Genomic DNA, 11,792 nt, shown 5'->3' on the forward strand with positions numbered 1-11,792 from the left:
CAAAAGCCTTTGTTCTTAGAATTTTCAGGGTTTTACATACTGTTCAGTTTTCAAGGTTCCTGATGCTTTCGCATCGAACGCAGAAGGAGGGATTTGAACCCTCGCGCCGCTACTAACGACCTACTCCCTTTCCAGGGGAGCCCCTTCAACCTCTTGGGTACTTCTGCAGGTTGATTTTCATATCTTATGAAATTAATAACCGTTTTTGAAACGGAGAGAGTGGGATTCGAACCCACGCGCCCTTTCGGACAAACGGTTTTCAAGACCGCCTCGTTATGACCGCTTCGATATCTCTCCAAAAATGTGCTTAACCATTATATAATGGATATTCATTTTTGTCAAGGACTTTTTCACTTTCTTTTTGAAAGTTTTCACAATCACCTGTGCGTCTTGACTCTTTAATTTTCGTTTCCGCTTTCTCAGCGGCAACAGAGCATATTTTATCACTACTAAAGTATAAAGTCAACTGTTTTTTTGACTTTATTTATATTTTTTCGACAATCGAAAAAAAGAGGACGAAAGACCCAAAAGTCCCTCATCCTCTTGATTCTATAACGTCTTCTGATTAGCCAATCAGCTTACCTACGTTCAGCTTAACGCCCGGGCCCATGGTAGAAGTCATGGTTACACTCTTTAAGTAAGCGCCCTTTAAGGTAGCTGGTTTTGCCTTCAGGATAGCGTCAATAAGCGTCTGGAAGTTGTCCGCTAACTGCTCCTCTGTGAAGGAAGCTTTACCTACTGGCACGTGGATAATGTTAGTCTTATCAAGTCTGTACTCGATCTTACCGGCTTTGATATCATTGATAGCTTTGGTTACATCCATAGTAACAGTACCAGCCTTCGGGTTCGGCATTAAGCCCTTCGGTCCAAGTACACGACCAAGACGTCCTACAACGCCCATCATGTCCGGAGTAGCTACTACTACGTCGAAGTCTAACCATCCCTCGTTCTGGATCTTCGGGATCAGCTCCTCAGCGCCTACGAAATCTGCGCCTGCAGCCTGAGCCTCTTCTGCCTTCGGTCCCTTAGCAAATACAAGGATACGAACGGTCTTACCAGTTCCGTGCGGCAGTACAACTGCACCACGGATCTGCTGATCAGCATGACGGCCGTCACAACCAGTTCTGATATGAAGTTCTACGGTTTCATCGAATTTAGCACCTGCAGCCTTCTTCACGATGGAGATGGCATCTGCAGCTTCATAAAGGCTTGCGCGATCTACTAATTTAGCAGCCTCTACGTATCTTTTTCCTCTTTTCATTATAAAAAACCTCCTAGTGGTATTGTCGGGGAATTCCCTCCCACGTTACTGATAAACATCCCGAAAATTACTCGGCAACTGTGATACCCATACTTCTTGCTGTACCAGCGATCATGCTCATAGCAGCTTCAAGGCTTGCTGCATTTAAGTCAGGCATCTTTAATTCTGCGATCTTCTGCAGATCCTCTTTCGAGATGCTAGCTACCTTAGTCTTGTTCGGTGTAGCGGAACCGGATTTAATCTTGCAAGCTTTCTTTAACAAAACGGCAGCCGGCGGAGTCTTTGTGATGAAGCTGAAGCTTCTGTCAGCATATACAGTAATAACAACCGGGATGATCATATCGCCCTGGTCTGCTGTCTTAGCGTTGAACTCTTTCGTGAACTGTACGATGTTTACACCGTGCTGTCCAAGAGCCGGACCTACTGGCGGAGCTGGTGTAGCCTTTCCAGCAGGAATCTGTAATTTAATATATCCTGTAACTTTCTTTGCCATTGTTGGCACCTCCTATAAATTGTGGTAATTGCGGGGATTTCCCTCCCACAGGCTCATAAATGAACCTCTTTACATCATCTTCTTGATCTCTGTGAAGTTCAGTTCAACCGGTGTCTCACGGCCAAACAGTTCTACACGAATCGTCAGGGTCTGTCTTTCCTCGTTGATGGACTCGATAACACCAACGGTATCTTTCCATGCCCCTGTCGTTACAACAACCGTGTCGCCGACCTCAAAGTCAACGACAACGCCGGTTTCCTTAAATCCGAGACCGGCCATCTCCTCTTCCGTCAAAGGAACCGGTTTGGAGCCCGGACCAACAAACCCGGTCACTCCGCGGGTGTTGCGTACTACGTACCAGGTATCATCATTCATAACCATGTTGATCAGTACGTATCCGGGAAACATCTTCTTGGCAACCTGTTTATTGGCTCCATTCTTGACTTCGATAACTTCCTGCATCGGCACGGAAACCTCTAAGATCTGATCCTGAAGGTTCCGGTTCTCGATCGTCTTTTCGATGTCAACCTTTACTTTGTTTTCATAGCCGGAATAAGTATGCACTACATACCAATTTGCTTCTGCCATATTTCTCACCTTTGCCTTTACATAACGAAGTGCAGTCCAAACACGATTGCCGTGTCAAGAGCCGCAATGATAAGTCCCAGCGCAACGGAAACGGCGATGACCGCTCCAGTCTGCTTCGTAACTGTCTCTTTGTCAGGCCAGATGATCCTTTTGTACTCAGCTTTTAGACCTTTCCAGAAACTCTTTTTAGGAGCTTTTTTGGTATTTTCTGTATCACCCATTTTTGTCCTCCAAAGCGCTCAGGCAGATGCCCGATCGCGCAGAACCAACCAGTTACTCTTACTTCGTCTCTTTGTGTAACGTGTGTGTCTTACAGAATCTGCAGTACTTTTTGGTTTCCATTCTGTCCGGATGAGTTTTCTTATCCTTGGTCATGTTGTAATTGCGCTGCTTGCATTCTGTGCATGCCAGTGTAATTCTTGTACGCACAACTTCCACCTCCATTTTTCTTAGTATGCGATCTTTCCACTCTCCAACCGGAAATCTGGTTTTTGAGCATAAAAAAAAGACCTATGTTCTTCCATTCGCCCGTCTACTATATCATAAAAGAAGCGGCGCGTCAAGCAATAACTTGCCGACATTCGCCGCCTCTTTTATATTATAGATATCGTTTTCACTTAGTGCAGGCTAGAACCAGATTCTGCCCGCGCCTCGTATTTCAGATGCTATAAAACAATCAGAAAGGTTTACTCGTCCATTTTCTCCTCGTTTACAGCATCTGTCTTTTCTTCCACATTTTCATGACTGTCTGTGGTATCCGGCTCCGCCTTTTCAGGCTCATCGGTTTCTTCCTCATCTGCCGCCTGGCTTCCGATAAAATGCGCCATTTTTCCAATCTTACCCATATGGCTTGTATCCACGCGGGTGATCTCCGGCTCATCAGCTTCCACAACATCATCCTCAAGCGCGGCGTTCTGATGCAGGGCGCCGCCCTCCTGGTTCTCCGCATTTTCCGGATTTTTTGTCACGGATGGATATTCTTCCGGGTTTTCCTTGGCATCCGCAAGCTTTTCATTCATGAATGTCTCAAACCGCTTTTGCTCTTCCTCGCTGGAAAATGCCGACTTGGCGATAAACTGCCAGGTTTTCTCGTTCGTCTCAAGCAGATACATCCGCTCAATCTCAACCATCTGCTCAATGTCGCTGTAGCTGTAAGTCTTGGTCATCTCCTGTGCCGCAACCGTCATGGTCAGTGTCTTCTCATCCAGCGTCAGATGTACGACTGGGAAATTGCCCGTCTTTTCCAAATTTTTAAGTCCGCTCCGTTTCCAGATCATCCGCTCCTGGTTCTGGTTTGAAATCATGTAAAACATGCCGATGCCGACCAGCACCGCTATCACGATGGACGGTACAAGAAGAACCAGATTGCCCTTTGCCTGCATCACATTTTTTCCCAGAAAGAGAGCTAAAAATGCGACATATAAGAGTGCCGACACCATCTTCATTTTCTTGGACTCATGCTTAAGCACGTTCCAGTGAATCCAGTTTTTATAATCTTCCTTTTCCAGGCGATATTCAAATTCCTGCATTCTTTTTACTCCTTTTCTTTCTTACTTGAAATCTCCCCCCGCATTCCTTCCGTCTCCTGAACCTCCTTTTGCCTCTCCCGCAAACTTTTAGATTCAAATGCTTTCTACTATTCTTTTCATCCAGAAATGCCGGAGTATTTCCACTTATAAGGCTTTCCTCTGCCTATCTTCTCTATCATATCCCACTTTAGCGTCCTTGTCCAATACAAACGGCAAAAAAACAGACTTTTTCGATCCCCGCAGACAGAAGCGCCCGGGTACACGCTTCCGCCGTGCTTCCAGTCGTATAAATATCATCCACGAGAAGCACGTTTTGCACACCACTTGCCCGGATTGCCTCCGCATCTGCCTGAAACGCCTGCTGTAAATTCCGGAGCCGTTCATCTGGATTCAGCTCTTTCAGGGGTTCTGTATTTCGTATCCGATATAAAAATTCCGGGTACACCGGCATTTCCAGCCGCTCGCCCATCCGCTTTGCCAGAACCTCCGCCTGATTGAAACCGCGTTTCCGTTTCCGCGCCGGGTGGACCGGAACGGGAACCAGACCATCAAACTGCCACTCCTCCCGATTTTCATGCTGCCTCAGCTTTTCCGCTGCAGCTTCGGCATAAAAATCGAGATATTCCCTCTTATTTTTATATTTAACCGCTGCCATCGAGCGCGCAGCTTCCTCCGTATAGTTAAAGAGTGCCATCCCACGCGCAAATGACCGGCGGTGTTTCACACAGTCTGGACAATATTCGATTTCTTCACTCCAAACTTCTTTTCCACATTTCTGACAAACCGGCGATTTGACAGGCGAAAGCCTCAAAAGACACGAAGAACAGATAAGCCCGCCCTTCGGCGTCACGATCTCCCCGCAGACCGGGCAGCGCCTTGGATATAGCGCATCCAGAGCGGCGCGGGGGAATTGATTCCATTTTATATTTTTTATCACAATGTCTCCATAATTTCTTCAATGCGGTCGCGCAGTCCCGAATAGCGCTTCTGTTCCATCGCATTGTCCACCATCTGCTGAAACACATACGGGACACCGACCAGGCAGACACAGGCTCTTGCCCTTGTAACCGCCGTGTAAATCAGATTCCGCGTCATCAGCATCTGCGGTCCGCTCCAGACCGGAATCACGACCGCCGGATACTCGCTTCCCTGCGACTTGTGGATCGTGATCGCATATGCCAATTCCAGCTCCTCCAGCTGCTTGAAGCTGTACTCGACACGTTTTCCCTCATCATACTCCACGGTTACCAGCTCCGCAAAGGTATTGATCTCGCGGATGCGCCCAAGATCCCCGTTGAACACGCCGGCTCCCTTGTCCACCGGGATGCCGCTGCGGTTGTAGGAGGTCCACTCAATCTGGTAATTGTTCTTGATCTGCATGACCTTGTCGCCCACACGAAACGTCGTCTCGCCATACTCTTTTTCCGCCTTTTCTGCCGATGGCGGATTTAAAAATTCCTGCAAAATGGAATTTAACCGTATCGATCCCAGCACTCCCTTCCGCATCGGCGTCATGACCTGTACCTCAAACAAATCGGCATGGACGTAATTCGGCAGTTTTTCACGTACCAGCGTGATCATTGCATTGATGATCGCATTCGGATCATCACGCTTTATAAAGAGGAAATCCCTGCTTGACTTTCCGTTCGGAATGCGCTCTCCGGCATTGATGCGGTGGGCGTTGACGATAATATCGCTCTGCGCCGCCTGCCGGAAAATCCGGGTTAGCTTTACCACATGGAAACACTCTGACTCGATGATATCACGCAGGACATTGCCCGGTCCGACACTCGGAAGCTGATCCACATCACCTACCAGAATCAGACGTGTGCCGACATTGACCGCCCGGAGCAGTGAATGCATCAGATTGATATCCACCATCGACATTTCATCGATAATGATGACATCAGCTTCCAGCGGATTGTCCTCGTTCCGCTCAAAGTGCATCGAAGTCGTCCGGCTCTTCTCATCCTCCTCTGGCATTCCCGTCAGCTCTAACAGGCGGTGAATCGTCTTCGCCTCATAGCCTGTCGCCTCGGTCATCCTTTTTGCTGCGCGTCCGGTCGGAGCTGCCAGCAGGATATCCATGTCGCCCTTTTCAAAATACCGGATGATCGTGTTGATCGTCGTCGTTTTTCCGGTACCCGGACCGCCCGTGATTACCAAAAGTCCGCAGTTGACCGCCTCAATCACCGCGCGGATCTGCAGTTCATCCAGCTCGATCTGTTCCTCTTTCTGGATGGCTGCCAGACTTTTCCGAATCTGTTCTTCCGATTCGGAACCAGTGATGTTTAAGTCGTGCAGCATGCGGGCGGTGTTTAGCTCGGTATAATAGTAGTGTGATGCATAAACGGCGCGTTCCGGGGCGTTTGCTATATTTGATACATTTGATGCATTCGGTTCACCCAAAACATCTGGCTGCGGCTGCATCTGCCCCGACACTGCCGATTCCGCCTGAACAAAAACATCCATTTCTGCTGTTTTCTGCTGTTTCCTCTCCCGGATCACCAGCCGTTTATCCATCTGCATATCCATCAGATGCTTGTCAATCTCGGAAATCTCAACCTGTAGAAGCTTTGCCGCCCGATCCGCCAGCTCGTCCTCCGGCAGGTATGTGTGCCCGTTCGCCGTCGCCTGATAGAGTGTATACAGGATGCCGCTCTTGATGCGGAAATCCGAATCTGCCACGATTCCTATCTTCGCCGCGATCTCGTCTGCCATCTTAAAACCGACGCCCGGAATATCGTCCGCCAGCTTATACGGATTGTTCTGGAGAATCGTGTACATTGCCGGACCGTATTCCTGGTAGATTTTAACCGCCAGATTGATGGAAATGCCATAATTTTGCAGAAACATCATCGCCTGGCGCATATCGCGCTTTTCCTCGACCTGTTCACCGATGGACATCGCCATTTTTTCACTGATTCCCTTGACCTCCGCGAGGCGTTCCGGCTCTTCTTCCATGATGCGGAATGTATCCGCCTTAAATTTTTTAACAATCCTGGAAGCTAAAGCAGCCCCGACGCCTTTGATGGCGCCGGAGCCTAAATATCGTTCCATGGAAACAGTATCCTCAGGCGCTTTCAGCTCATAGCTTTCCACCGCCATCTGTTCCCCGTAAATCGGATGCTCGGTCATACGCCCGCTCGCCTCGATCATCTCGCCCTCTGCGATGTAGGAAAAAGTGCCAACCAGCACATATTCCTCCCCGTCGTCCAAGCCGCTGATAGAGAGAACCGTATAGCCATTGTCCTCATTGCGGTATTTTATTTTTTCAATATATCCTTTAACTGCTGCCATATTTTTATGCTATCCGCCTTCCGGCGGTTCTCTTTAATCGTAGTTTTTCTTCTCGCCGTGTGCAAACTCGATAAACTTACCAGTTCCGATCGCAACTGCGGTCAGCGGATCCTCTGCGATCATCGTGGAAATGCCAGTTTTCTCCTCGATCAGGGCATCCAGACCGCTTAACAGTGCGCCGCCGCCTGTCAGTACGATACCACGGTCAAAAATGTCGGCTGCCAATTCCGGCGGCGTCCGCTCGAGTACGTTGTGAACGGCATCTACGATCTGGAGTGCCGGCTCGCGCAGCGCTTCCAGCGTCTCGTCGGATGTGACAACGATCGTCTTCGGAAGTCCGGTAACCAGATTTCGTCCGCGCACTTCCATCGTGATTACCTCCGGACGGCGGTATGCCGCACCGATATTTATCTTAATCTCCTCAGCGGTTCTCTCACCGATCAAAAGATTGTGTTTCTTTCTCATGTAACGGACCAGTGCCTCGTCGAAGTCATCACCAGCCACTTTAATAGAAGTGCTGACTACGGTACCGCCCAGAGAAATAACGGCGATATCTGCCGTACCACCACCAATATCTACGATCATGTTGCCGCACGCCTTGGAAATATCGATACCAGCGCCGATCGCAGCTGCTACCGGCTCCTCGATGATCGAAACCTCGCGTGCGCCAGCCTGGTAAGTCGCATCCTCAACCGCCTTGCGCTCTACCTCGGTCGCACCGCTCGGGATGCAGACGCTGATACGCGGCTTGCGGAGTGTCTTCTTGCCGACTGCCTTGTTGATGAAATATTTCATCATCTTCTCTGTCACTGTATAATCTGAAATAACCCCCTGGCGCAACGGACGGACCGCTACGATATTGCCAGGGGTTCTGCCGATCATCAGGCGGGCTTCCTCGCCGATCGCCATGATCTTATTCGTATCCCGATCGATCGCCACTACGGACGGCTCTTTCAGTACGACACCTTTTCCCTTGATATATACAAGGATGCTGGCTGTACCCAGATCGATACCAATATCATTGGACATCAACATAGTTGTTTTCCTCCTGCTCTAAATATGCACTCTTGAGTACATAAATCTATGAGTTTCATTGTATTTTATCTTCTTTATTTCAGCTTTTTTCGCTGCCATCCAGCCCGCGCATTGTTTTAGAGCGGACTATACCACTTACTATTATATACAACTTTCGATTCTTTTGAAAGAGGTTTTTATTTTTTTATGGACTTTATATTTTTTTTATGAAAGGGACATATTTTAGTCACAAGTTTCTCCTATAATACAAGTATGTTATCCGAAAGGGTAACAGGCCTTTGTTTCAAGTGTTACTTGAAATAAAAAAGCTTTTTCATACTCATACCGGACGATACAAATCGTCCGGCCCCCCTAAGCCAATTTCTTTTTTATATATACCTACCATTCCCAATTTAAGAAAAACAGGAATGCCGTCGGACTCTCAGCCGATGGCGTTCCTGTTTTTTGTCAGTGCCAGACACCTTAGAAAAAGGGCTCTATACTGAATGTTGGGGTACGCTGAAAAACATTTTTTTCTTATATTTTCAGACTCCACTCACTGCAGTCCCAGACCTTCGTTGCGAATCCCTCATAGAAATCCGGTTCATGGCAGATCAGAAGGATATTTCCTTTGTACGCCGCCAGCGCACGCTTTAACTCCTCCTTCGCCTCAACGTCCAGGTGGTTCGTCGGCTCGTCGAGAAGCAGAAGGTTCGTCTCGCGGTTGATCAGCTTACACAGGCGCACTTTTGCCTGCTCGCCACCGCTGAGCACGCGCACCTGGCTCTCGATGTGCTGGGTCGTCAGACCGCATTTTGCCAGTGCGGAACGCACCTGGTACTGGGTGTAGGACGGAAATTCTTTCCAGATCTCATCGATGCAGGTCGTCGTATTGCCCGGCGCCATCTCCTGTTCGAAATAGCCGATGGAGAGATAATCGCCCAGCGTCACCTTGCCGGACACTGCTGGAATCAAACCTAAAATACTCTTTAAAAGCGTCGTCTTTCCAATTCCGTTGGCACCGACCATCGCAATCTTCTCGCCGCGCTCCATATAGAGGTTCAGCGGACGGGAGAGTGGCTCGTCGTAACCGATCACCAGATCCTCCGTCTCAAAAATACATTTTCCGGAGGCTCTCGCCTCCAGGAAGTTGAACTCTGGCTTCGGTTTTTCCTTCGCCAGTTCGATCACATCCATTTTATCCAACTTTTTCTGGCGGGACATCGCCATATTTCGCGTGGAAACACGCGCTTTATTGCGTGCCACAAAATCCTGCAGCTGCGCGATCTCCTGCTGCTGACGCTTATACGCTGCCTCGAGCTGCGCTTTCTTCGCCTCGTGCACCTCGAGAAACTTGTCGTAATCGCCCACATAGCGGTCAAGCCGCTGATTTTCCATATGATAAATGATATTTACTACGCTATTTAAGAACGGAACATCGTGTGAAATCAGGATGAACGCATTTTCATATTCCTGCAAATACCGTTTCAGCCACTCGATGTGCTGCACATCCAGATAGTTCGTCGGCTCGTCCAGCAACAAGATATCTGGCTTTTCCAGAAGCAATTTCCCGAGCAGTACCTTCGTTCTCTGTCCGCCGCTCAAATCCGTTACATCGCGGTCCAGACCGATGTCGGTCAGCCCCAGCGCACGTCCGACTTCCTCCACCTTCGCATCGATGGAATAAAAATCGTGGCTCATCAGAAGATCCTGGATCGTTCCCAGCTCTTCCATCATCACGTTCATCTCATCCTCCGATGCCTCGCCCAGATGGTCGCAGATTTCATTCATCTGCACTTCCAGCTCAAACAGGAAGGAAAATGCGCTCTTCAAAACCTCGCGGATCGTCATGCCTTTTTCCAGCACCGTGTGCTGATCCAGATAGCCGACGCGCACCCGCTTTGACCACTCTACTTTTCCCTCGTCCGGCTGCATATGCCCGGTAATAATATTCATAAACGTCGATTTACCCTCGCCGTTCGCACCGATCAGACCGATGTGCTCACCCTTTAACAGGCGGAACGAAACATCCTGAAAAATCGCCCGGTCACCAAAACCGTGGCTTAAATGTTCTACATTCAGTATACTCACGTGTGTACCTCTCCTATTTTTCTTTTTATTGTAAATTGTTTGTATTTGTTGAATTGTTCTTTGTTTTTCTGCAAATTTTATCCTGGAAAACAACTCCACTTCATATAAGATTTGCTTTCTGTACGTCTGCCTGCTGTCTGTGGCAAAGCCGACTTCGATTTATTGTACACGAAGCGTGCTTTTGTGGCAAGCGGAGATTTTGGAATTATCTTTTTTTACCCAGATGCCTTGAACTTTTCTAGATTTATATAGTAAGATAAGAAACAACTTCATTTTAGATACGTTTTTCAACCAATGAGAAAATGACTTGATTTTCTAAAGGAGGTTTTATGTATACCTATACCTGGTACCAATGGCTAGCTTTTTTCTATGTATACTGCTTTTTAGGGTGGATTTTCGAATCGACTTATGTTTCCCTGAAACAGAAACGGCTCGTCAACCGCGGATTTCTGCGGCTTCCGATGCTGCCGCTCTACGGTTCCGGCGCGGTGATGATGCTCTGGGTGTCCCTGCCGGTGCGGGACAGCCTGCCGCTCGTCTATATTTCCGGTTTTATCGCCGCCACGGCGCTTGAATATGTCACCGGCGCCGTCATGGAACGCCTATTCAAGGTCCGCTACTGGGATTACAGCAGCCAGCCGTTCCAGCTGCACGGCTATATCTGCCTGAGTTCCTCGATCGCGTGGGGATTTTTAACCATCTTTATGACCGATGTCATCCATGATCCGATCGCCCGCACTGTGCTTGCGGTTCCTCCGGTTATCCTGCTCATCTGCGATTTCGTCATCAGCGTTCTTTTCACCGCCGATGCTTACGAATCCATCAAGGCAGCCCTGGCTCTGGGTCATACGCTGGAAGCTATGACGAAGCTCAAAGCCGATATCGAAGAGCTCCAGTCCAAGATCGAGCTGCTGCGTGAGGAAGCCATTGAGCGCGGCGCCCTGACCCGTGAAGAAACAGCCGAAAAACTGGCAGCCGCCCAGGCAGAAGCCGCCCGCAGACTTGCCGCCGTCCGCAGTGACGCCGAAGAACGCCTGGCAACCGCACGCGCCGAGACTGCCAGACAGCTGCAGGCGGCTGCCACCGAACACAAAGAGCGCCTGGCTGAGACCAAGGCACTCGCCGAAAAACGCCTGTCCGATGTTCGAGAAGAAACCACCTCCCGCATCGAAGCTGCCAAAGCAGAAAACGCAGAACGCATCGAAGCTGCCAAACAGCGCGTCAACGAGCGCATTGCCGAAGTCCGCACCGAAGTCGATGCCCGCATCGCCTTCGACAACCGCCTCACCCGCCTGAGCACCCGGTTAGAAGAACTCAAACACCGCCGCCAGTCCCTGCGCCCGGCTAAAAAGCTCCATGCCTTCTACCGCCGCGGGCTGCTGAGAGGAAATCCTACTGCGGTTTCGTCGAAATTTGCAGCGGCGTTGAAAGAATTAAAAGAACAAAATAGCACAAAAATAGGACCTTTCGCATGAACGAATGGTCCTATTTCTTTTAGGAACTTATTTCATATCTT

Annotated in this window: 11 protein-coding genes and 2 tRNA genes; 1 reads left to right on the plus strand and 12 read right to left on the minus strand. The window is 49.1% G+C overall.

Features of this window, described 5'->3' with window-relative positions; genetic code table 11:
- Window positions 1–78 precede the first annotated feature (78 nt).
- The 12 genes from DWY89_RS13615 to DWY89_RS13670 form a co-directional block, all read right to left on the minus strand.
- Window positions 79–167, minus strand: a tRNA-Ser gene (locus DWY89_RS13615).
- A 44-nt stretch (window positions 168–211) separates the two neighbouring features.
- Window positions 212–297, minus strand: a tRNA-Ser gene (locus tag DWY89_RS13620).
- 268 nt (window positions 298–565) lie between these two features.
- Window positions 566–1,261 carry a 50S ribosomal protein L1 gene (rplA, locus tag DWY89_RS13625; protein ID WP_022359097.1) on the minus strand — a complete coding sequence of 232 codons (696 nt, stop codon included), beginning with the start codon at window positions 1,259–1,261 and terminating at the stop codon, window positions 566–568.
- A 67-nt stretch (window positions 1,262–1,328) separates the two neighbouring features.
- Complete coding sequence (gene rplK, locus DWY89_RS13630; protein ID WP_022359098.1) at window positions 1,329–1,754, minus strand: 50S ribosomal protein L11; 426 nt, start codon at window positions 1,752–1,754, stop codon at window positions 1,329–1,331.
- Between the two features lie 69 nt (window positions 1,755–1,823).
- Entirely contained in the window at window positions 1,824–2,342 is a 519-nt protein-coding gene (gene nusG / locus DWY89_RS13635; RefSeq protein ID WP_022359099.1) for a transcription termination/antitermination protein NusG, read from the minus strand.
- Window positions 2,343–2,359: 17 nt separating this feature from the next.
- Window positions 2,360–2,563, minus strand: a complete 204-nt coding sequence (secE, locus tag DWY89_RS13640; RefSeq protein ID WP_022359100.1) for a preprotein translocase subunit SecE — start codon at window positions 2,561–2,563, stop codon at window positions 2,360–2,362.
- Between the two features lie 58 nt (window positions 2,564–2,621).
- On the minus strand, window positions 2,622–2,786 hold the full coding sequence (gene rpmG, locus DWY89_RS13645) for a 50S ribosomal protein L33 (protein ID WP_207722866.1): 165 nt from the start codon (window positions 2,784–2,786) through the stop codon (window positions 2,622–2,624).
- A 242-nt stretch (window positions 2,787–3,028) separates the two neighbouring features.
- Window positions 3,029–3,871, minus strand: a complete 843-nt coding sequence (locus DWY89_RS13650; RefSeq protein WP_118523075.1) for a YcxB family protein — start codon at window positions 3,869–3,871, stop codon at window positions 3,029–3,031.
- Window positions 3,872–4,058: 187 nt separating this feature from the next.
- Complete coding sequence (locus DWY89_RS13655) at window positions 4,059–4,808, minus strand: ComF family protein (RefSeq protein ID WP_243022840.1); 750 nt, start codon at window positions 4,806–4,808, stop codon at window positions 4,059–4,061.
- Window positions 4,805–7,171, minus strand: a complete 2,367-nt coding sequence (locus DWY89_RS13660) for an ATP-dependent RecD-like DNA helicase (protein WP_118524174.1) — start codon at window positions 7,169–7,171, stop codon at window positions 4,805–4,807. The genes DWY89_RS13655 and DWY89_RS13660 overlap by 4 nt, the downstream gene beginning before the upstream one ends.
- A gap of 33 nt (window positions 7,172–7,204) precedes the next feature.
- Window positions 7,205–8,206 carry a rod shape-determining protein gene (locus tag DWY89_RS13665; RefSeq protein ID WP_022359104.1) on the minus strand — a complete coding sequence of 334 codons (1,002 nt, stop codon included), beginning with the start codon at window positions 8,204–8,206 and terminating at the stop codon, window positions 7,205–7,207.
- Between the two features lie 516 nt (window positions 8,207–8,722).
- On the minus strand, window positions 8,723–10,276 hold the full coding sequence (locus DWY89_RS13670) for an ABC-F family ATP-binding cassette domain-containing protein (protein ID WP_118524173.1): 1,554 nt from the start codon (window positions 10,274–10,276) through the stop codon (window positions 8,723–8,725).
- Between the two features lie 329 nt (window positions 10,277–10,605).
- Here DWY89_RS13670 and DWY89_RS13675 point away from each other — a divergent pair, with 329 nt between their 5' ends.
- Window positions 10,606–11,751 carry a putative ABC transporter permease gene (locus DWY89_RS13675; protein ID WP_118472560.1) on the plus strand — a complete coding sequence of 382 codons (1,146 nt, stop codon included), beginning with the start codon at window positions 10,606–10,608 and terminating at the stop codon, window positions 11,749–11,751.
- The last annotated feature ends 41 nt before the right edge of the window (window positions 11,752–11,792 follow it).

The organism is Clostridium sp. AF27-5AA, assembly GCF_003478415.1.
Taxonomy (GTDB): Bacteria; Bacillota; Clostridia; order Lachnospirales; family Lachnospiraceae; genus Otoolea; species Otoolea fessa.